The sequence below is a fragment of the Tabrizicola sp. genome (assembly GCF_034366665.1).
Classification (GTDB): Bacteria; Pseudomonadota; Alphaproteobacteria; order Rhodobacterales; family Rhodobacteraceae; genus Tabrizicola.
The window spans coordinates 38,101-59,374 of record NZ_JAXMMF010000116.1; the positions used below are offsets into that span (position 1 = coordinate 38,101).

21 protein-coding genes are annotated in these 21,274 nt (G+C 65.0%); 11 read left to right on the plus strand and 10 right to left on the minus strand.

Translation table 11 applies throughout. The features are described from left to right. Nucleotides 1–24: 24 nt before the first annotated feature. From U1E69_RS16515 to U1E69_RS16530, 4 genes are all read right to left on the minus strand, one after another. Nucleotides 25–621, minus strand: a complete 597-nt coding sequence (locus tag U1E69_RS16515) for an energy-coupling factor transporter transmembrane protein EcfT (protein ID WP_322245520.1) — start codon at nt 619–621, stop codon at nt 25–27. Continuing rightward, on the minus strand, nt 596–1,327 hold the full coding sequence (locus U1E69_RS16520; protein ID WP_322245521.1) for an ABC transporter ATP-binding protein: 732 nt from the start codon (nt 1,325–1,327) through the stop codon (nt 596–598). The genes U1E69_RS16515 and U1E69_RS16520 overlap by 26 nt, the downstream gene beginning before the upstream one ends. Nucleotides 1,328–1,424: 97 nt before the next feature. After that, entirely contained in the window at nt 1,425–1,691 is a 267-nt protein-coding gene (locus tag U1E69_RS16525) for a YMGG-like glycine zipper-containing protein (RefSeq protein ID WP_295074677.1), read from the minus strand. Between the two features lie 146 nt (nt 1,692–1,837). Beyond that, complete coding sequence (locus U1E69_RS16530; RefSeq protein ID WP_322245522.1) at nt 1,838–3,112, minus strand: 4-aminobutyrate--2-oxoglutarate transaminase; 1,275 nt, start codon at nt 3,110–3,112, stop codon at nt 1,838–1,840. A gap of 175 nt (nt 3,113–3,287) precedes the next feature. Here U1E69_RS16530 and dprA point away from each other — a divergent pair, with 175 nt between their 5' ends. Both dprA and topA read left to right on the plus strand, forming a co-directional pair. Next, complete coding sequence (gene dprA, locus U1E69_RS16535) at nt 3,288–4,436, plus strand: DNA-processing protein DprA (protein ID WP_322245538.1); 1,149 nt, start codon at nt 3,288–3,290, stop codon at nt 4,434–4,436. A gap of 341 nt (nt 4,437–4,777) precedes the next feature. Next, on the plus strand, nt 4,778–7,378 hold the full coding sequence (topA, locus tag U1E69_RS16540) for a type I DNA topoisomerase (RefSeq protein ID WP_322245523.1): 2,601 nt from the start codon (nt 4,778–4,780) through the stop codon (nt 7,376–7,378). Between the two features lie 157 nt (nt 7,379–7,535). On the opposite strand, the gene choV is transcribed toward topA, so the two are convergent. Genes choV through choX form a run of 3 tightly spaced genes read right to left on the minus strand, consistent with a single transcriptional unit; the run spans nt 7,536 to nt 10,383 of the window. Continuing rightward, the gene (gene choV, locus U1E69_RS16545; protein WP_322245524.1) at nt 7,536–8,567 is read right to left on the minus strand and encodes a choline ABC transporter ATP-binding protein; all 1,032 of its coding nucleotides are present in this window, start codon (nt 8,565–8,567) and stop codon (nt 7,536–7,538) included. Then, the gene (gene choW, locus U1E69_RS16550) at nt 8,564–9,394 is read right to left on the minus strand and encodes a choline ABC transporter permease subunit (protein ID WP_322245525.1); all 831 of its coding nucleotides are present in this window, start codon (nt 9,392–9,394) and stop codon (nt 8,564–8,566) included. Before choW ends, choV begins: the two co-directional genes overlap by 4 nt. 59 nt (nt 9,395–9,453) lie before the next feature. Then, nucleotides 9,454–10,383, minus strand: coding sequence for a choline ABC transporter substrate-binding protein (gene choX / locus U1E69_RS16555; protein WP_322245526.1), 930 nt, complete (start codon nt 10,381–10,383; stop codon nt 9,454–9,456). A gap of 88 nt (nt 10,384–10,471) precedes the next feature. Here choX and betI point away from each other — a divergent pair, with 88 nt between their 5' ends. From betI to U1E69_RS16570, 3 genes are all read left to right on the plus strand, one after another. Then, nucleotides 10,472–11,053 (plus strand): choline-responsive transcriptional repressor BetI, encoded by a 582-nt coding sequence (gene betI / locus U1E69_RS16560; protein WP_322245527.1) that lies wholly within the window; start codon nt 10,472–10,474, stop codon nt 11,051–11,053. A 1-nt stretch (nt 11,054) separates the two neighbouring features. Further along, entirely contained in the window at nt 11,055–12,704 is a 1,650-nt protein-coding gene (gene betA, locus U1E69_RS16565; RefSeq protein WP_322245528.1) for a choline dehydrogenase, read from the plus strand. A gap of 132 nt (nt 12,705–12,836) precedes the next feature. After that, nucleotides 12,837–13,073 carry a YdcH family protein gene (locus tag U1E69_RS16570; RefSeq protein WP_322245529.1) on the plus strand — a complete coding sequence of 79 codons (237 nt, stop codon included), beginning with the start codon at nt 12,837–12,839 and terminating at the stop codon, nt 13,071–13,073. Nucleotides 13,074–13,134: 61 nt separating this feature from the next. Here the strand turns inward: U1E69_RS16570 and U1E69_RS16575 are convergent, their stop codons facing one another. The 3 genes from U1E69_RS16575 to U1E69_RS16585 all read right to left on the minus strand — a co-directional run bounded on the left by U1E69_RS16575 (nt 13,135) and on the right by U1E69_RS16585 (nt 16,201). Continuing rightward, complete coding sequence (locus U1E69_RS16575; RefSeq protein ID WP_322245530.1) at nt 13,135–14,529, minus strand: helix-turn-helix domain-containing protein; 1,395 nt, start codon at nt 14,527–14,529, stop codon at nt 13,135–13,137. A gap of 50 nt (nt 14,530–14,579) precedes the next feature. After that, nucleotides 14,580–15,785: a multidrug effflux MFS transporter gene (locus U1E69_RS16580; protein WP_322245531.1), complete on the minus strand. Its 1,206-nt coding sequence runs from the start codon at nt 15,783–15,785 to the stop codon at nt 14,580–14,582. 62 nt (nt 15,786–15,847) lie between these two features. Continuing rightward, entirely contained in the window at nt 15,848–16,201 is a 354-nt protein-coding gene (locus U1E69_RS16585; protein ID WP_322245539.1) for a DMT family protein, read from the minus strand. Nucleotides 16,202–16,399: 198 nt separating this feature from the next. Between U1E69_RS16585 and U1E69_RS16590 the strand changes: the two genes are divergently transcribed. From U1E69_RS16590 to U1E69_RS16615, 6 genes are all read left to right on the plus strand, one after another. Then, entirely contained in the window at nt 16,400–17,932 is a 1,533-nt protein-coding gene (locus U1E69_RS16590; RefSeq protein WP_322245532.1) for an acyl-CoA carboxylase subunit beta, read from the plus strand. A gap of 5 nt (nt 17,933–17,937) precedes the next feature. Next, the gene (locus U1E69_RS16595; RefSeq protein WP_322245533.1) at nt 17,938–18,348 is read left to right on the plus strand and encodes a DUF6497 family protein; all 411 of its coding nucleotides are present in this window, start codon (nt 17,938–17,940) and stop codon (nt 18,346–18,348) included. Nucleotides 18,349–18,565: 217 nt separating this feature from the next. Continuing rightward, nucleotides 18,566–18,694 carry a hypothetical protein gene (locus U1E69_RS16600; protein WP_322245534.1) on the plus strand — a complete coding sequence of 43 codons (129 nt, stop codon included), beginning with the start codon at nt 18,566–18,568 and terminating at the stop codon, nt 18,692–18,694. A gap of 183 nt (nt 18,695–18,877) precedes the next feature. Further along, nucleotides 18,878–19,273 (plus strand): hypothetical protein, encoded by a 396-nt coding sequence (locus U1E69_RS16605; protein ID WP_305548495.1) that lies wholly within the window; start codon nt 18,878–18,880, stop codon nt 19,271–19,273. 322 nt (nt 19,274–19,595) lie between these two features. After that, nucleotides 19,596–19,814, plus strand: a complete 219-nt coding sequence (locus tag U1E69_RS16610; protein WP_322245535.1) for a hypothetical protein — start codon at nt 19,596–19,598, stop codon at nt 19,812–19,814. 95 nt (nt 19,815–19,909) lie between these two features. Beyond that, nucleotides 19,910–21,274: acetyl/propionyl/methylcrotonyl-CoA carboxylase subunit alpha (locus U1E69_RS16615; RefSeq protein WP_322245536.1), on the plus strand; the 1,365-nt coding region annotated here is incomplete at its 3' end.

Here is a 21,274-nt window from a genome sequence, read left to right on the forward strand (position 1 = left end):
GGTCCTCCGGGGGTCGGGACCCCCTTACCCCGCTCCGCCCCGCGCCCGCAAGGCCTCGGCCACCCGGTCCGCATCCTCCAGCGCTGCCAGCGTCGCCGGGACCATGACCCGCCAGCGCGGCGACCGGGGCGACCGGGCGGACCAGGATTGCCGGATCAGCCCCATCCGGTCGACCATGACCGGAATGAAGCGGATCACCAGCGCAAAGGCCAGGCCCAGTCGGCGCGGCGGCAGGATCGGCGACAGGGGCCGGGCAAGACGCTCGAAGACGGACAGCATGTCCGACAGGCGCGTCGTCATCGTGACGAAATTGGCCAAAGCCACCGCCGTGACCATCCGCAGAAGGATCGCGACGCCATCCTCGACGTCTCTTGTCCAAAGGTGCCAAAGCCCCACGATCACCACAAAGGGCCACAGCGGCCAAAGCTGTCGCGCCCCGGCGGCGACGAAGGCCAGCCCGCCTGAAAGATACAGCGACGCGGTCCCCGCAAAGGCCACTGCCAGCACCCAAGGCACATTCACCAGGAACAAGCCCGTGGTCGCAAGGGCCAAGGCCGCCAGCTTTGCCCCCGCAGGCAGCCGGTGCGCCCAGGTCTCAACCGGCGAGGTCAGCGTCAGCATCGCGCGCTCCGATCCGGGCCATCTCGGCGGTGAAAGCGGGCAGCACCTGCGCGGGGGGGCCGTCGGCGACCACCCGGCCTGCCTCCAGCCACAGCACCCGGTCCGCGTCGGCCAGCACGGCCGGGTCATGGGTGATCGTCACCAGCCGTTGCGGCAGGGCTGCAAAGCGCCGGGCCAGCCGGGCTTGAGTCGGCAGGTCCAGGCCCGCCAAGGGTTCGTCCAGCAGGATCGTGCGCGGCTGCATCAACAGCACAGACAGCAGGCACAGGTAATGCCGCTGCCCCTGGCTAAGGGTCGAAACCGGGGCAGTCGCCCAGTGCGCCCGACCTTCCGACACCAGCGCAGCCCGCGCCCGCCCCAACGCCTCGGCCTGTGGCAGGCCCTGCTGCGCCAGCCCGAAGGCCAGTTCTTCCTCGACCGTGGGGAACAGGATCTGATGGTCCGGGTTCTGAAACAGGATGCCAAGCGCCGCCAGCGCGGCCTTGCGGTCCTTGAACGGGTCCACCCCATCCACCCGCACTGTCCCTGCATCCGCAGCAATCAGCCCGGCAATCAGCCGCAGAAACGTGGTCTTGCCCGACCCGTTGCGCCCCAGGATGCCGATCCGCGCTTCAGTCAGCCGCAGGTTCAGCCCGTCCAGCACGACGCGACCGCCCAGCCTGACGCTGGCGGAGACAAGCTCGATGCCGGTGGAAAGCTTGGACATATGCGGCCCTGATGCGGAATGTCCGCCCTTCTAGCCGCTTCACCCCTGGTCCGGAAGGGGTGTGCCCCGGCCCGGATCGGGGCCGAGGCAGAAGGTCTTAGCGGCAGTCGGCGATGAAACGGTTGCCGTACTGGTCGCGGTAGTAGCATTTGCCGGTGCGCTGCGGCACGGGGCCAAGCAGCTGCGAGGCAGCGACGCCGACCACGGCACCGACGATGGCACCTTTTTCGCGGTCGTCACCCGACGACACCGCCGCGCCGACGGCAGCACCACCCACGGCACCCAGCGCCGCGTTCTGCTCGGCAGGGGTGCAGGCCGCGATCGGCAGGGCCAGCAGGGGAAGGGTCAGAAGGAAACGTTTCATGGTCTTGCTCCAGTTATGAGTCTGCGGACGGACAGTAGCTGTCTGACCCTCGCCTTGCGCCTGGAAATTGGCGCGATGCGCGGAAACCGACCGATCCGTTGCCATGCCTATAACCCGCGACGGGCCGAAGGGTTCCGTCTGGACCCTTATTGCCGCGCCGCCGCGATCGAGGCCTCCAGAATATCCATCGCTTCGGCGAAATGGGCGTCAGGGATGGTGATTGGCGCCAGAAAGCGAACAACGTTGCCGTAAACGCCGCAGGTCAGAAGCAAAAGCCCACGCTTCAGCGCTTCAAGCCGCACCCGTCCGGTGAACCCTGCGTCGGGCTCGTGGGTCGACGGATTGGCGAACTCGACCGCGACCATGAAGCCCGGTCCGCGGATGTCGACGATTTCCGGCGTGGTCGCGCGGATCGCCTCCAGCCGCTGCTTCAGCCGCGACCCAAGCTCATTGGCGCGGGCGCAAAGGTCTTCCTCCTCGATCACGTCCAGAACGGCATTGGCGGCCGCAATCCCCAAGGGGTTGCCCGCATAGGTCCCGCCAAGCCCGCCTGGATTGGCCGCATCCATCAGCTCGGCCTTGCCGGTGACGGCGGCCAGCGGCAGGCCCCCGGCCAGACCCTTGGCCATCGTGGTCAGGTCCGCGGCCACGCCATGCACCTCCATCGCGAAAAGCGCCCCGGTCCGTGCAAAGCCGGTCTGCACCTCGTCGGCAATCATGACGATGCCATGCTGGTCGCACAAAGCGCGGATCGCCTTCACCAGGTCAGTGGGCGCCGGGTAGAACCCGCCTTCACCCTGCACCGGTTCAAAGATGATCGCGGCCACCCGGGCCGGATCGAGGTCGGCCTTGAACAGCTTCTCGATCCCCGCCATCGCGTCCTTGGTAGAGATCCCATGCACATCCATCGGGAAGGGCACGTGGTAGACGTCGGGCATCATGCTGCCGAAACCCTTCTTGTAGGGCTCGACCTTGCCGGTCAGCGACATGCCCATGAAGGTCCGGCCGTGAAAGCCGCCGCCAAAGGCGATGACGGCGTTCCGCCCCGTCGCGATGCGGGCGATCTTCACGGCGTTCTCGCAAGCCTCGGCGCCCGTGGTCACGAAGATGGTCTTCTTCTTCCACGGCCCCGGCACCTTGTCGTTCAGCCGCTCGGCCAGCCGGATATAGTTCTCGTACGGCATCACCTGGTGGCAGGTGTGGGTGAACTTCGACATCTGGTTCGCCACCGCCGCCATCACCTTCGGGTGGCAATGCCCGGTGTTCACCACCGCGATCCCTGCCGCAAAGTCGATGTAGCGGTTGCCCTCGATGTCCCAGACTTCCGAGTTCAGCGCCCGATCCGCATAGATCTGGGTCATCATCCCCACCCCGCGCGAGATGGCATCGTCGCGGCGCTTGGCTACTTCGGCGTTCAGCATGGTCGTGCTCCCTGAAAGACCCCGCCCGAGTCGTTTGTCCGGCCCCAGGGTCACGCTGCGTCCATTTGATCAAATAACCGGCGCGGGTTCAAGGCTGACCGGTGCACGGATGCGTTCAGACTTCATTAACCAGTTCCGTTGCAGAGTGGGCCTTGCGAACGAGGCGAGGCAGCGGATGGCGGACGGGCAGCTTTCGAACCCCACACACCCCACACCCCAGAAGGATGACCGTCTGGACCGGCTCCGCCTCGTTCGCTCACGCCGGGTGGGCGCGGTGACCTATCACCGCCTGCTTGCCGAACATGGGTCCGCCCGCGCCGCGTTGCAGGCCTTGCCGGGAATTGCCCAGGCGGCGGGCGTTGCCGAGTATGAAATCTGTCCCCTCGGCGTCGTCCAGGCCGAGCTGAAGCAGGGCCGGGCGCTTGGGGCCACCCTGCTGGTGTACGGCGAAGCGGATTATCCGCAGGCGCTGATGGACATTCCCGATGCGCCCCCGGTCCTTTGGGCGCTCGGCGACATCTCAGTGTTGAACCGTCCCGCCATCGGCCTGGTCGGCGCCCGCAACGCCTCGTCCCTTGGCGTCCGCATGGCCCGGCGACTGGGGGCGGGTCTTTCTGACGCAGGCTTCACCGTTGTCTCCGGCCTGGCCCGCGGCATCGACGCCGCCGCGCATGAGGCGGCACTGGACGGGCAGGGCAAGACGGTCGCGGTCATGGCCGGTGGGATCGACGTCATCTATCCGTCCGAGAACGCCGCCCTTGCCGCCGCCATCGACACCGCGGGCTGCCGGATCAGCGAACATCCCCCCGGCCTGGACCTCCAGGCCCGCCACTTCCCCCTCCGCAACCGCATCGTCGCGGGCCTTTGCCGCGCCGTCGTCGTGGTCGAAGCCGCCGCGAAATCCGGCAGCCTGATCACTGCCCGCGCCGCACTGGACTATGGCCGCGAGGTGATGGCCGTCCCCGGCCACCCCTTCGACGCCCGCGCCTCGGGCTGCAACATCCTGATCCGCGACGGAGCACTTCTGGTGCGCGGCCCGCAGGACGTGCTTGAGGCTTTGGGTGCCCCCACCGCCGGCACGCCCGAACCCGAGATGCGCCTTGCCCCCATGCCCGGCCCCGCCGCGTCCCAGCGCCCGCTGAAAGAGGTGGCGCTGCTCCATTCCATGATCCTGAACCGCCTTGGTCCCAGCCCCCTGGCCGAGGATCAGCTGATGCGCGACCTGAACGTCACGTCCGCCCAGCTTGCGCCGGAACTGCTGACGCTCGAGCTTGACGGCCGCATCGCCCGCCAGCCCGGCGGTCTTCTGGCGCGGGTGGAGTAGGGTGGGCGATCCGCCCACCGCCCGTTTTCAAAAAGCCGATTCGGCAACCCTGGTTAACGCCCGCCGCGCCATACGTGCGTATGTATCGAATCCATACCGAAAACAGACGCCGGGAATACCTCGGATCTTGCCGAAGCCACGCCGGTTAACGCTGCGCTCACAATGCCTTGCAGGACTCCACCTTCCCGATGTCCCGCTGTTGCGCATGGCGGCGTTCACCTTTCCGAAACCATCGCCGCGACGCCCGTCCCTCGGCGCCTCGCCTGCCCCCCGGTTGACAAGCCTCCCGCTTCGCCCACATGTTGCCGCGCCATTTGCCGGCCCGGGAGTTTCAGGAACACATGCCAGTCGTCGTCGTGGAATCCCCCGCCAAAGCCAAGACAATCAACAAGTATCTTGGCCCGGACTTCGTTGTCCTCGCCTCTTACGGCCACGTCCGCGACCTGCCCCCCAAGGACGGCTCGGTCGATACCGAGAACGGTTTCGAGATGCTGTGGGAGGTCGCGCCCGAGTCGAAAAAGCACATCCGCGCCATCACCGAGGCCTTGAAGACCGACGACACCCTGATCCTGGCCACCGACCCTGATCGTGAGGGCGAGGCGATCAGCTGGCACTTGAAGGAAGCCCTGCAAAGCAGCCTGAAGAAAGGCAAAAAAGTCGCCCGCGTGACCTTCAACGCCATCACCAAGGACGCGGTGACCAAGGCGATGAAGGAACCCCGCGACATCGACACGCCGCTGGTCGAAGCCTACCTCGCCCGCCGCGCGCTGGACTATCTTGTCGGCTTCACCCTGTCCCCGGTCCTCTGGCGCAAGCTTCCCGGTGCCAAATCCGCAGGCCGCGTGCAATCGGTCTGCCTTCGCTTGATCGTCGAGCGCGAGATGGAGGTCGAGGCCTTCAAGGCTCAGGAATACTGGACCGTCAAGGCCGTCTTCCGCACCCCGCGCGGGCAGGAGTTCGAGGCCGGGATGGTCACCCTTGGGGCCAAGAAGCTGACCAAGTTCGACATCCCCACCGCCACCGCCGCAGAACTGGCCGTCGAGGCTGCAAAGCACCGTGATTTCAAGGTGATGGCGGTCGAATCGAAGCCCGCCACCCGCAACCCCTGGCCGCCCTTCATGACCTCCACCCTCCAGCAGGAGGCTTCCCGCAAATATGGCATGGGTGCCAAGCAGTGCATGAACGCCGCGCAACGCCTCTATGAGGCCGGGTACATCACCTATATGCGGACCGACGGCATCGACATGGCCCCCGAAGCCGTGATGGCCACCCGCGACGAGATCAAGCGCCGCTTCGGGGCGCAATACGTCCCCGACAGCCCGCGCATGTACAAGAACAAGGCCAAGAATGCCCAGGAAGCCCACGAGTGCATCCGGCCAACGGACATGGGTCTGGGGCCCGAGAAGATCCGGGTCGAGGATGACCAGCGCAAGCTTTACGACCTGATCTGGAAGCGCACGATTGCCAGCCAGATGGCGGCGGCCCGGATGGAGCGGACAGCGGTGGACATCACCTCGCCCGATGGCCAGGTCGGGTTCAGGGCCAACGGTCAAGTCGTTCTTTTCGATGGATATCTCAAGGTTTACGACCAGGGCCGTGATGACCGGCAGGATGGCGATGAAGACGAAGAAGGCCGCCTGCCACAGGTGATGCAGGGCGAGGCGATGGACAATGGGGCTGTCACGCCCGAGCAGCACTTCACCCAACCCCCGCCGCGCTATACCGAGGCGACGCTGGTCAAACGGATGGAAGAGCTGGGGATCGGCCGCCCGTCCACCTATGCCTCGATCCTGACCACGATCGTCGACCGCGAATACGTGCGGAAGGACAAGAATCGTCTCTTCCCGGAAGACAAGGGGCGGCTGGTCACCGCGTTCCTGTCCAACTTCTTCCACCGCTATGTCGAATACGACTTCACCGCCGACCTTGAGGCGCAGCTTGACGACGTCTCGGCTGGCGAGCGCGATTACAAGGACGTGCTGTCCCGCTTCTGGCGCGATTTCAGCGCGGCTGTGGCCGAAACCGCAGACCTGCGGATCGGCGAAGTGCTTGAAAAGCTGGACGAGTTTCTGGCTCCGCATCTTTACCCGGCGCGGGCCGATGGCAGCGATCCGCGCGTTTGCCCGACCTGCGGCACAGGGCGGCTGCATCTGAAGACGGCGCGCTCGGGCGGGGCCTTCATCGGCTGCGGGAACTATCCGGAGTGTCGCTATACCCGGCCCATTGCGGGCGACGCGGAAAGTGCGGCCTCGGACGGGCGAATCCTGGGGCAGGACGGGAACGGGGTCGACATCAGCCTGCGCGCAGGGCGCTTCGGACCCTACGTCCAGCGCGGCGAAGCGTCCGAGGCACAGCCGAAACCGGACCGGGCCAGCCTGCCGAAGGGCTGGACGCCAGATGGGCTGACGCTGGACCGGGCGCTTGCCTTGCTGTCGCTGCCGCGAGAGGTGGGCAAGCATCCGGCGGACGGACAGCCGGTCGAAGCCGCGATCGGACGCTTCGGGCCCTATGTGAAGCATGGCTCGGTCTACGCCAACATCCCGGATGTAGAGGAGGTCTTCACCATCGGGATGAACCGCGCCGTGGAAGTGCTGGCCCAGAAGGCCACGCGGGGGGGACGGGCGGCTCCGGCGGGGCCCTTGCGGACCCTGGGGACGCATCCGGACGGCGGTGAGATCCAGGTCATGCCGGGCAAGTACGGGCCTTATGTGAAGTGGGAGAAGGTCAACGCGACGCTGCCGAAGGGGGTGGAACCGGAGGCGGTCACGCTGGAGGAGGCGCTGGTTCTGATCGCCGAGAAGGCGGGGAAGTCGGGGGGCAAGAAGAAGGCGGCTCCGAAGAAGCCGGCGGCTGCGAAGGCCCCGGCAGCGAAGAAAGCCGCCGCGAAGAAGGCTCCGGCCAAGAAGGCGGCTCCGACGAAGAAGGTCGCCGTCGCCGAGTGAGTGTCCACGGTGGACAATCCGGCTTAGGCAAATGAAATCAATGGCTTGCTTGCGGGCGTTAGGACGATCTTAGCTTTTGGCCGCAGCGCCTGCGACACGCGGAACCAAATTCCTTACTCAAGGAATTTGACAAGAATTTTACTTAAAATTCTTGGCCTTAGCCCCGCGGGTTGATCAGTTTGGCCATCAGCCCGGCAGTGCGGATCATGCCGAGGTTGCGACCGTTTTCCGTCACCACAAGCTCGGCCACGCCCTGGCTCATCAAGTCCATGATCTGCTTCACCGGCGTCTCGGCGGGAAGCTGATGCGCGGCGGCCGAGGCTTCGCCCGGCTCCATCACATCGCGCGCGGTCAGAACGCCAAGCGGGTTCATGTGGGCCACGAAATCGGCCACATATTCGCTGACCGGATTGGCGATGATCTCGCGTGCGGTGCCGCATTGCACGATCCGGCCCCCCTCCATCAGAGCGATGCGGTTGCCGATCTTGAACGCCTCGTCGAGGTCGTGGCTGACGAAGACAATGGTGCGTTTCAGCTTCGCTTGCAGATCCAGAAGCTCATCCTGCAGCTTGGACCGGATCAGCGGGTCAAGGGCCGAAAACGGCTCGTCCATCAGCAGGATCGGCGCGTCGGTGACGAAGGCGCGGGCCAGCCCGACACGCTGCTGCATGCCCCCGGAGAGGTCGCCGACCTTGCGCTCGGCCCATTGGCTGAGGTTTACCAGTTCCAGCTGCGCGTCGACCTTGGGCTTGCGCTGGTCCGGGGTCATGCCCGCCAGTTCAAGCCCCAGCCCGACGTTTTCCCGCACCGACCGCCAGGGCAGAAGGCCGAATTGTTGAAAGACCATCGCGATCCGGGTGGCCCGCAGGCGGCGCAGGGTTTCCGGGTTGGCCTTGGTGACGGACACCATCTTGTCGTTCTCAAGCACCCGCACTTCGCCCCGGACCACAGGGTTCAGGGCATTGACGCCGCGCAGAAGGGTGGACTTGCCCGAGCCGGAAAGGCCCATGAGAACAAGGATCTCGCCCTCGGCCACGGTCAGGGAGCAATCGTGGACGCCCAGCACCTGCCCGGTGGCCTGCTGGACCTCTTGCCGCGACTTGCCCTGGTCCATCAGCGGCAGGGCACGCTCCGGGTGGTCGCCGAAGACGATGGAAACGCGGTCGAATTCAACGGCGGCGCGGCTCATTTCGACACCCTCAGCATGCGGTCCAGAAGGATGGCCACCACGACGATGATGAAGCCCGATTCGAATCCAAGCGCGGTGTTCACAGAGTTCAGCGCTCTGACCACGGGGACGCCCAGGCCGTTGGCACCGACCAGCGCCGCGATCACGACCATCGACAGGGACAGCATGATGGTCTGGTTCAGCCCCGCCATGATCTGCGGCATCGCCCAGGGCAGTTCCACTTTCCACAGGCGCTGTTTCGGGGTCGCGCCAAAGGCGGTTGCGGCTTCGAGAAGCGCCATCGGGGTCGAGGAGACGCCAAGATGGGTCAGCCGGATCGGCGCGGGCAGGACGAAGATCACCGTGGCGATCAGGCCGGGGACCATGCCGAGGCCGAAGAAGACGATGGCCGGGATCAGGTAGACGAAGGTGGGGAGGGTCTGCATCAGGTCAAGGATCGGGACCATCGCGGTGTAAAGCCGGGGCCGGTGCGCGGCGGCGATTCCGATCGGGACGCCAAGGCCCATGCAGACCACGCAGGCCGACAGGATCAGTGTGAGGCTTTCCGTGGTTTCTTCCCAGTAGCCCTGGTTCAGGATGAAGAGAAAGCCGAGGAACACGCCAAGGCAGACTTTCCAACTGCGTTGCAGGTACCAGGTCAGAGCCACGAAAAGGGCCACGAGAACAAGGGGATGCGGGGCCTGCAGAAGCCAGAGAATCCCCTCGATCATCGCTTCCATGACTGCCGAGATGGCGTCGAACAGCGGCGAGAGGTTGTCCTTCATCCAGTCGAAGATGGTCTTTGCCACCTTGCCGACCGGGATCTTGTAATCCGTCAGCCAGTCCATTCCCTGTCCCCCAGGTTGGAACGAAAGCGGCCCCGGGTTGGGTCCCGGGGCCTTGATGCTTACTGGAGCGCAGCCGTCACGGCAGCCACGGCATCCCCGCCGTCCTTGGTGGTCACGCCGTCCAGCCAGGGCTTCCAGGCGTCGGGGTTGGCGGCCAGCCAGGCCTTGGCGGCATCGGCCGGGTCTGCGCCGTCGTTCAGGATCGCGCCCATGATCTCGTTCTCCATCGGCAGCGAGAAGGCAAGGTTCTGCAGCAGTTTGCCCTGGTTCGGGCATTCCGCGACGTAGCCTGCGCGCACGTTGGTATCGACCACCGCGCCGCCGAAGTTCGGGCCGAAGAAGTCGTCGCCGCCCGTGAGGTAGGTCATCTTGAAGTTGGCGTTCATCGGGTGGGGTTCCCAGCCGAGGAAGATGATCGGCTCACCGGCCTCTGTCTTCTTGGCGACCTCGGCCAGCATCCCCTGTTCGGAAGATTCGACCAGTTCAAAACCGTCAAGGCCGAAGGGGCCGCCCTCGATCATTTCGAGGAGGATGCGGTTGCCGTCGTTGCCAGGCTCGATCCCGTAGATCTCGCCGCCGAGCGCGTCCTTGTGGGTGGCGATGTCCTTGAAGTCGGCGATGCCGAGGGCGGCCCCGGCCTCGTTCGTGGCCAGCGTGTATTTCGCGCCTTCAAGGTTGGTGCGGACGGTTTCGACCTTGCCTGCGTCACGGTGCGGGGCGAGGTCGGCCTCCATCGTCGGCATCCAGTTGCCCAAGAAAACGTCGACGTCGCCTTCGGCAAGGCCGGTGTAGGTCACGGGGACGGAAAGGACCTTGATTTCGGTCTCATAGCCGAGCGCCTCGGCGATCAGGGCGGTGGCGGCGGTGGTGGCGGTGATGTCGGTCCAGCCGACGTCGGAGAAGACGATCTTGTCGCAGCCTTCCGCGAAGGCCGATCCGGCCAGGGCAAAGGTGACGGCGGTTGTCAGAAGGGTAGAACGGATGGACATGCAGGCTCCCCGGTGTTTTTGTTGATTGACGAGTCAATAAACTTCGCCCTACTTCGGTTTGGCAAGACATTTTTGGGGCCGCACCGACATGCCGAAGCTTGGGATGGAGCCTATCCGCAAGGAAGCCTTGGTAAAAGCCACGATTGTCGAGATCGGCAGGGTGGGGTCTCTGGACGTCACCGTCAGCCAGATCGCCAAGCGGGCGGGGATGTCCAGCGCGCTGGCACATCACTACTTCGGGTCCAAGGAAGAGATGTTCCTGGCGGCGATGCGCCACATCATGACGCTGTATGGGGCCGAGGTGCGGGGTGCCTTGGCGGTGGCCGAGGGGCCAGAGGGGCGGATCCGGGCGATTCTGCGGGCGTCGTTCAGCCCCGGGAACTTCCGGCGCGAGGCGGTGGGGGCCTGGCTGAACTTCTGGGTGCTGGCGCAGACCGTGCCAGAGGCGAAGCGGTTGCTCGCAGTCTACCAGGGGCGTCTGCGGTCGAACCTGGTCGCGGGGCTGCGGCCTTTGGCGGGGGCGCGGGCGGAAGAAATCGCCGAATCGCTGGGTGCGCTGATCGACGGTTTGTACCTGCGGGAAGTGTTGAAATCGGGGGCCCCGGACGGGGCGGTGGCGGTGGGGGTGGCCCTGCGCCACCTGGAAGCCGAATTGCAGCGGGGGGCCTGAGATGCACGCGGATTATGTGATCGTCGGGGCGGGATCGGCGGGCTGCGCGATGGCCTACCGACTGGCCGAGGCGGGCCGTCGGGTGACGGTGATCGAGCATGGCGGATCGGACGCGGGGCCCTTCATCCAGATGCCCGGCGCGCTGTCCTATCCCATGAACATGGGGATTTACGACTGGGGCTTCGCGACCGAGCCGGAACCTCACCTCGGGGGACGGCGGCTGGCCACGCCGCGGGGCAAGGTGATCGGCGGGTCGTCCAGCATCAATGGAATGGTCTATGTCCGGGGACACGCGAGGGACTTCGACACCTGGGCCGAAATGGGGGCCGACGGTTGGGGCTATGCCGATGTGCTGCCGTATTTCAAGCGGATGGAGCAGTCGCACGGCGGCTCGGGGCCGGAGTTCCGGGGCACCGACGGCCCGTTGCATGTCGGAAGGGGCACGCGGGAGAACCCCTTGTTTGACGCCTTCATCGAGGCGGGGCGGCAGGCGGGCTATCCGGTGACGACGGACTATAACGGCCAGCAGCAAGAGGGCTTCGGGCCCTTTGAATCCACGATCCACAAGGGGCGGCGCTGGTCGGCGGCGAATGCCTACCTGAAACCCGCGATGGCGGGGGGGAATGTGCAGATTGCCCGGGGCTTTGCCCGGCGCGTTGTGATGGAGGGCAAGCGCGCGGTCGGGGTCGAGATCGACACGCGCGCCGGACGGCAGGTCATTCGGGCGGGGCGCGAGGTCATCATTGCGGCGTCCTCGATCAACTCGCCCAAGCTTCTGATGCTGTCGGGGATCGGGCCCGCGGCGCATTTGCGCGAGCATGGGGTCGAGGTGGTGGCAGACCGGCCGGGGGTGGGGGCTAACCTGCAGGACCACCTGGAGATTTACATGCAGTTCGCGGCCAGCCAGCCGATAACCCTTTACAAATACTGGAACCTTTGGGGAAAGGCCTGGGTCGGCGCACAGTGGCTGCTGACGGGCAAAGGCCCGGGCGCGTCGAACCAGTTCGAGGCTTGCGCCTTCATTCGGTCGAAGGCCGGGGTGGAATACCCCGACATCCAGTACCACTTCCTGCCCATCGCCGTGCGCTATGACGGCAAGGCGGTGGCGGCGGGCCACGGCTTCCAGGCGCATGTGGGGCCGATGCGGTCGAAGTCCCGGGGGTCGATCACTCTGCGGTCCGGCAACCCGACGGACGCGCCGGTCATCCGGTTCAACTACATGTCCGACCCTTCGGACTGGGAGGATTTCCGCACCTCGATCCGCCTCACGCGCGAGATTTTCGGCCAGGAGGCGTTCAAGCCCTACCTGAAATCCGAGTTGCAGCCGGGGCCGGGCGTCGAGACCGATGCCCAACTGGACGATTTCCTGCGCGAACATGTCGAAAGCGCCTATCACCCCTGCGGCACCTGCCGGATGGGCCGGGCGTCGGACCCCATGGCGGTGGTTGATCCCGAGTGCCGGGTGATCGGGGTCGAGGGCCTGCGGGTCGCCGATTCGTCGATCTTCCCGCAAGTGACGAACGGCAACCTGAACGGGCCGTCGATCATGACGGGCGAGAAGGCGGCGGATCACATCCTGGGCCGCACGCCCTTGCCGGCGTCAAACCTGGAGCCGTGGATCAACCCGAACTGGCGCGTGTCGCAGCGGTAAACGCCCCTCACCCCCGGCCCCTCTCCCCCGGGGGGAGAGGGGAGTGGCTGGCGTCGCGTCACTTGATCCGGGTCAAGGCAGTGTGGCGAGGGCTCCTTTAGACTGCAGGGGACAGTCAAGAAGGAGACAGGCATGTCGAATACCCCGCACACGCTGCACGAGGAATTCCCGGCAGAGGCGCAGAAGATCAGTGCGTTGAAGGCGTCGGACGCGCATTTCGCGAAGCTGCTGATCGAATACGACGTGGTCAACGACAAGGTGCATCGCGCCGAAACCCGGATGGACCTGATGACCGAGGATGAGGAAGAGATGCTTCGCCGGGTGCGGTCGCGGCTGAAGGATCAGATCGCGACCGCGCTACGGAAGTAGGGGCGGCTCGTCGTGCGCCTTCGGCTTCTCCTCGCAGGAGGAGCGAAGGGACCGACGTGGGTCAGCCGATCTCGTAGGGCAGGACGTCGCGGGCGTTAGGGTTGATCTTCAGTCGGCCTTCCAGCGGAGGGACGCTGCGCTGGTGGCAATTCACCCTTTCACAGATCCGGCAGGAAATGCCGATGGGCTCGAACCGGCCTTTCAGGTCGAGCCCGTCGGAATAGACCATCTGGGCTGCGTGCTGCACCTCACACCCCAGGCCGATGGCATAGCGGCGGACGGGGGCCAGGAACGCCCCGGCCGGTTTCGAGACATCTCGCGCAAGGGAGAGGTAGCGGACACCGTCGGGAGTCTCGGCCAGCTGGCGCAAGAATTGTCCGGGGGTTTCGAAGGCCTGGTGGACGTTCCACAAGGGGCAGGCGCCACCGAAGCGGGCGAATTGCAGGCGCGTGGACGAGTGCCGCTTGGTGATCGTGCCTGCCTGGTCGACGCGGACGAAGAAGAACGGGATGCCTTTCGCGCCGGGTCTTTGCATCGTCGAAAGCCGGTGGCCCACCTGTTCGATCGAGGCCCCGAAGATGTCGGCCAGGCGTTCAAGGTCATGGCGGACCTCTTGTGCGGCGGTCAGGAAGGCGCGGTAGGGCAGGAGGGCGGCCCCGGCGAAATAGTTGGCCAGGCCGATCTTGGCGATGTCGCGCGCCTCGGGCGTGGAAAATCGTGCCAGATCAAGGGTTGCTTCCAGAAGTTCATTCTGGGTGAGAAGGGCGACCTGATGCAGCAGCTGAAAGCGCTGCGAGGGGCCGGAGGCGCGGGCCGAGATGTCGAGGCGCTTGGCTTGCGGGTCATAGTGACGCAATGGCGCGGTGTTCGAATAGTGCAGGCTGATGCCTGCGCGTTTCAGCAGGTCCTGCGCCAGAGATTCGATGGATTTTCCGTTGGTTGCCGAGGTCGCAAAATGTTCGGCGGCTCGGTCGATGGCATCGAGGTAATTGTCGCAATAGTGAAAGAAGTCCCGGACCTCTTCCCAGGCGGAGGGGCGAAGGGTGGCGTCTTCGCGGCCCAGAGCCTCGTCCAGGGAAGCCAGGCGTTCGTGGGTCTGGCGGTAGGCGCGGTGAAGGTCAAGGAAGGCGCGGGCCAGGGCGGGGGCGTTCGAGGCGGCAAGGCGCAGGTCGGCCAGGGGTGGCGTGGCGGTGGTGAAGACGGGGTCGGCCAGAGCCTCGCGCATGTCGGTCACCAGACGCTCGCTTTCGCCGACGGTCAGCTCGGTGACATCCAGGCCGAATTCCTGGGCGAGGGCGAGGACCACGGCGGCGCTGACGGGCCGGTGGTTGTTCTCCATCTGGTTCAGATAAGGCAGGGAGACCGACAGCTTGTCGGCGAAAGCCTTCTGGGTCAGCGAAAGACGGCCGCGGATCTCGCGCAGTTTGACCCCGGCGTAGAGCTTCTGGGTGGCCATCCGTCCCCCTTGGTTTGCAAACCAGACGGTGGCTTTGCAAAGCCTGCGCGTCAAGCGCCGATCTGGCGGGCGCGACGGATGACAAAGAGGATCGACACCACCGAGGCGAGGGAGGAGGCGAGCATCAGGAGGATCAGCGGCATCTCGGAGGATCCGGGACCAAGGAGGACCCCGGCGAAGGCCGCAAGCGCCGCGCCGCCGCCAATCAGGATCGCCCCGCCCAGGCCCGAGGCGGTTCCGGCAAGGTCGGGGCGGACAGACAGCATCCCGGCATTGGCGTTGGGCAGGCAGATGCCGTTGCCCAGGCCCATGAATACGGTGAGGCCGAAGAAGGTCGTGGGGCCGGAGAGACCCGCGAAGGTGAGGAGGGTCAGAAGGGCCAGGCCAAACGAGGTGACAATGCAACCGATCAGGATCATCCGGTTCATCCCGATGCGGACCGAATAGCGCCCGGCGAAGAAGTTGCCTGCCGCGTAACCGATGGCCGTCAGGGCGAAAAGCGCACCCACATGGGTCGAGGTCAGGCCGAAGATCTTGTCGCCGACGTAGGGTGCTCCGCCCAGATAGGCGAAGAAGCAGCCCGAAGCGAAAGCGGCGGACAGGGTATAGCCCCAGAACCTTCGCGACGCGAAGAGGGTGGGATAGGTGCGGATCTGGTCAGCCAGGCTGACGCGGCGAAGGGTGGCCGTTTCGCCCAGGTCGGCCCAGACCAGGGCAAGGGTGGCAAGGCCCAGGATCAAAAGCAGGGCGAAGTTGGCTTTCCAGCCGTAGAAATCGTCCAGGACGCCGCCGATCACCGGACCGATCATGGGCACGAGGCTCATCCCCATCGTGACGTAGCCGATCATGCTGGCGGCCTGCGCATCGGCGACCATGTCGCGGACGACCGCCCTGGACAGGACCATCCCGGCAGCGATCACGGCCTGGGCCATGCGGAAGATCAGGAACCAGGTGGCGGTGGGGGCGAGAAGCGTGCCGATGGTGGCCAAAAGGAACAGGACCAGCGACCAGATCAGCACCGCACGGCGGCCGTAGCGGTCCGAAATCGGGCCGATGACGATCTGCAACAGCGCCGAGAGCAAAAGGTAAAGCGCCACCGACTGCTGCATCACGCCGTAAGAGACGTCAAAGTACGTCGCCATGCCGGGGAGGGACGGCAGGAAGATGTTCATCGTCAGGGCCGAAAGTCCGGCCATCAGGATCAGGGTGACGATCTTCGGGGGGGTCGTCCGGTCCAGGAATACGGCGTCTTGCATGGGAAAGGGCTACGCCTGGCGCTCCGGTTTGTCCACGGGGCCGGGGGTGGGGAAACCCGACGTCACGCCCATTTGTGGAAGATGAAGAACGCCCCCGCGCCGATGAACGCAAAGCCGACCAGGTGGTTCCAGTGCAATGGCTCTTTCAGATAGAAGACCGAGAAGACGGCGAAGACGGACAGGGTGATGACCTCCTGGATCGTCTTCAGCTCGGCGGCCGAGAAGTAGCCGTGGCCGATGCGGTTTGCCGGGACCTGAAGCACGTATTCGAAGAAGGCGATCCCCCAGCTGACCAGGATCACGGTGATCAGCGCGCTTTCCTTGAATTTCAGGTGGCCATACCAGGCGAAGGTCATGAAAATGTTCGAGGCCAGGAGAAGGCCGATGGTCACAACGGGATTGGGCAGGTTCAGCATGATGTCCTTGGGGTCCAGCGTCGGGGTCCAGCGTCCGGCGGACATAGCGTGGCAGGTCCGGGACGGCCACAACTTTGCAGTTTCGCAATTTGATGTGCCTTGGTTCGAATGAATATGCAAATTTTCTCTTTCGTGCTTCTCGCATGTGCAGCGTTCCCCTAGATTGCCGCGAAGCCATCAACCGTGGGGGAGCGCGCGATGAAGGATATCCTGGGGCAGCTGGAGGAACGCCGTGGTGCCGCACGCGCCGGGGGCGGCGAGCGCCGCGTTCAGGCGCAGCACGCCAAGGGCAAGCTGACAGCTCGCGAGCGGATCGAGCTTCTTCTGGACGAAGGCTCGTTCGAAGAATTCGACATGTTCGTCGCGCACCGCTGCACCGACTTTGGCATGGAAAAGGATCGCCCTGCAGGTGACGGCGTCGTGACCGGCTGGGGTACGATCAACGGGCGGCAGGTCTATGTCTTCTCCCAGGACTTCACGGTGATGGGTGGTTCGGTCAGCGAAACCCATGCCGGGAAGATCTGCAAGATCATGGACATGGCGATGCAGAATGGCGCGCCGGTGATCGGGATCAATGACTCGGGTGGGGCGCGGATTCAGGAGGGTGTCGCCTCGCTGGCGGCTTATGGCGAAGTGTTCCAGCGCAACATCGAGGCCAGTGGCGTTGTCCCGCAGATCAGCCTGATCATGGGGCCGTGTGCTGGCGGGGCGGTCTATTCCCCGGCGATGACGGACTTCATCTTCATGGTGAAGGACTCCAGCTACATGTTCGTCACCGGCCCCGATGTGGTGAAGACGGTGACGAACGAGGTCGTGACGGCCGAGGAACTGGGCGGGGCCTCGACCCACACCCGCAAATCCTCGGTCGCCGACGGCGCGTTCGAGAACGACGTCGAGGCGCTGGCCGAGGTTCGTCGCCTGTTCGACTTCCTGCCGCTGAACAACCGGCAGAAGGCGCCGGTGCGGCCCTTCTTCGATGATCCGTCCCGGATCGAGACCAGTCTGGATACCCTGGTCCCCGACAATCCGAACCAGCCCTATGACATGAAAGAGCTGATCACGAAGGTCGCGGACGAGGGCGATTTCTTCGAGGTGCAGAAGGACTTTGCGGGCAACATCATCATCGGCTTCATCCGGCTGGAAGGTCAGACGGTGGGCGTGGTGGCGAACCAGCCGATGGTGCTGGCAGGCTGTCTGGACATCGACGCCAGCCGCAAGGCCGCGCGGTTCGTGCGGTTCTGCGATGCGTTCGAAATTCCGATCCTGACCTTCGTCGACGTGCCGGGCTTTCTGCCGGGGACGGGGCAGGAGTATGGCGGCGTCATCAAGCACGGCGCGAAGCTGCTCTTTGCCTACGGCGAGGCGACGGTGCCCAAGGTCACGGTCTTGACCCGCAAGACCTATGGCGGGGCCTATGTCGTGATGGCCTCCAAGCACCTGAAGGCCGACTTCAACTATGCCTGGCCCACCGCCGAAGTGGCCGTGATGGGCGCGAAGGGCGCGGTCGAGATCCTGTATCGGTCGGAACTGGGCGAGCCGGAGAAGATCGCGGCGCGGGTGAAAGACTACGAGGACCGCTTTGCCAACCCCTTCGTGGCGGCCGAAAAGGGCTTTATAGACGAGGTGATCATGCCGCATTCAACCCGGCGCCGGGTGGCGCGGGCTTTTGCGGCGCTGCGCGGCAAGAAGGCTGCGATGCCGTGGAAGAAGCACGACAATATTCCGCTGTGACGCCGATGCGCCCGTCCCGTGCCTTTCCCGCGATGTTTCTGGCCGCCCTGGCGGGGCTGGCGGGCTGCCAGGAGGAGCCGGAAACAGGGCCTCAGGTCGAAGTTCCCTCGGGGCGTGCGCTTTCGCTGATCGACATCATCACCAACGCTCCAGGACCCGAGGGCGCGGCTGCGCGCTTCCGGTTCCTGGCGCCAGAATTGACGTCCGAAGACGCCGAAGCGGCCGCTGCCGACATGCAGGTGCTGTGCGACAGCTTTGCGCTGGAGCGGACCGTGGGCATGGTCCCCGCGCCGCAGCAGATCATCATCTCGTTCGCCGATGCCGCCGTCCCCTTCGGCGAGGCCGCCCCCGATGTCGTTCAGTTCTTCGAATCCTTCCGGATCGAGAATGGCGCCTGCGTCTGGGAGGTGTTCTGATGCCGTACCAGTCGCCAGATATGGATTTTCCTGCTGGTCTTGCACAAGGGGCTGATGTAGGAACGCCACAGGTCGGGAACTTGGTCTGGCTGACATACCAAACCGAAGGTCTTTCGGTTAGGGTGGCATCGGGCCGGGCCAAATCGGCCTTTAACAGCGAACAGGTGCCGGATTGCCGAGAGGCCTCCGAAGCACCCCACGAAAGATGGAGTAGAGGATGTCGCCGAGCGTTCGTCTCGTTCTGGTTCTGGCAGCAGTTTCGGCTATCGCCGCTTGCGCCAAGAAAGAAGAAGTTGTTGTCGAGCCGGTCACCCCGGAAGTCGTCGACACCGGCAAGTACAAGTAATCTTCCGGAGCGGGCCTGCCTGCTTCGGCAGGGCAGGCCCGCACCAATCTTCCGCCTCCTGCGCCTTGGCGCGGTTCGCAGGCAAAATTCCCGCCTCAGTCAATCTCTGATCCGGTCCCTCTGGGCCGCGCCGCGGCTTTCGCCTATCCGTGCTGTCGACTGCCATGACAGGAGACAGACCAGATGCTGAAGCACCGCGGTTTCCCCGGCCGGATGCCGGGGACCGATTTCCAGTTCACCATCCGCCGCGCCAACGTGAAAGAGGGCGCGACCAAAATCATCAAGCGCGAACGTTACAAGGACCGCAAGCACGTGGATCGGCTGGCCGATGCCGCGTTCATGGCCGCCCTCTGGCAATACTTCGGGGAAGAGCCGTTCGAACGGGGCAACCTCGACGCAGGCCGACTGTCCTGGCTGTTCGGACGCGAGGTCGTGGCGGCCGAGGACCCGTTCGATCCCTGCTCCTATGAAGCGCTGCTGAAGATCGACGCAAAGCGCGCCGAGGCGGCCTTTCCGCAGGTCTTTGCGCCGGACGCCCCCGACGCATTGACCGACGACTGGGACGAGGAGGAGGACTAGGCATGAACCTGCCGACGCCCCGTCCGTTTTGGCATGGATTTGCCCACGGCCTTGGCGTCGTTTGCAAGGCGTTTGCAATGACGCGGCAGGCGCGCCATTGTTTCTGTGCGGGTCAATGGCAGTCAGGTCATGGCACGCGCAGTCAACGTTGTTACCCTTCCCCTTCCCTTCGGTCCGGCCCGTCCCAGGCCGGACCGATCCTTATGCGCATCACATCGGTGCCGGGTGACGATTGCGTGGGCCACAATAGAAACTGCTTCCAAATCCGTGATGTTGCGGTAGAATCTGCCGCAATAACAACAAACCAACGAGGCAGTACCCCATGCGCAAGTCGCTTATCGTCTTTGCTCTTCTTTCCACGTCCCTGGCCGGCTGCATGCAGGACCCGGCGTCGCGCGGCATGGCCGGCGCGGCGGCTGGCGCGCTTGTCGCCGACGCTCTGGACGAAAACATGCTGGCCGGTGCGGCACTGGGCGGGATGGCTGGTCTTGCCACCTGCGGCATTGAGCTTGGCCTGCCGCCCTGCAACACGGGCTACTGATGTAACCGCCCTCGGGCGGGCTCACCTGACCACAAGGACCATCCGGGCTGACCGCCCGGGTGGTCCTTTTTATTTGCGCCTGATGGGGGGAACCGATGTTTGACAAGATCCTGATCGCCAACCGGGGCGAAATCGCCTGCCGCGTGATCAAGACGGCCCGGAAGATGGGGATCAAGACCGTCGCGGTCTATTCCGACGCCGACCGCAATGCGCTGCATGTGAAGATGGCGGACGAAGCGGTCCATATCGGCCCGCCCCCGGCGAACCAGTCCTACATCGTGATCGACAAGATCATGGACGCCATCCGCCAGACCGGCGCCCAGGCGGTGCATCCGGGCTATGGGTTCCTCAGCGAAAACATGAACTTCGCCGCCGCACTTGAGGCCGCAGGGGTGGTCTTCGTGGGGCCCCCCAGCCCGGCCATCGAGGCGATGGGGGACAAGATCACCTCGAAGAAGCTGGCGATGGAGGCGGGGGTCTCCACGGTTCCGGGCTACATGGGCCTCATTGCCGATGCCGAGGAGGCGGTGAAGATCTCGGGCCAGATCGGCTATCCGGTGATGATCAAGGCCAGCGCGGGCGGCGGCGGCAAGGGGATGCGGATCGCCTGGAACGAGGGGGAGGTTGCCGAGGGCTTCCAGTCCTCGAAGAACGAGGCGGCTGCTTCGTTCGGGGATGACCGTATCTTCATCGAGAAGTTTGTCACTCAGCCGCGCCACATCGAAATTCAGGTTCTCGCCGACAAGCACGGCAACTGCGTCTATCTGCACGAACGCGAATGCAGCATCCAGCGCCGGAACCAGAAGGTCATCGAAGAGGCCCCGTCGCCCTTCCTGGACGAAGCCACCCGGAAGGCGATGGGCGAACAGGCCTGCGCGCTGGCCAAGGCCGTGGGCTACACCAGCGCCGGGACGGTGGAGTTCATCGTCGATGGCAACCGCAACTTCTATTTCCTTGAAATGAATACCCGTTTGCAGGTCGAGCATCCGGTGACGGAACTGATCACCGGGGTCGATCTGGTGGAACAGATGATCCGCGTCGCCGATGGTCAGCCGCTGCCCTTCAACCAGTCGGACCTGAAGATCCACGGCTGGGCGATGGAAAGCCGGCTGTACGCCGAGGACCCGTATCGCAACTTCCTGCCCTCCATCGGGCGGCTGACCCGCTACCGGCCCCCGGTCGAGGGCAAGACCGCGCGCGGCGGGATCGTGCGCAACGATACCGGCGTCTACGAGGGCGGCGAGATCAGCATGTTCTACGACCCGATGATCGCCAAGCTGTGCACCTGGGGTCCGACCCGCGCCGATGCCATCGAAGAGATGCGGCTGGCGCTGGACACCTTCGAGGTGGAGGGGATCGGCCACAACCTGCCGTTCTGTTCTGCCGTGATGGACCACCCGCGCTTTGCGTCCGGCAATATCACCACGGCCTTCATCGCCGAGGAGTATGAGGGCGGCTTT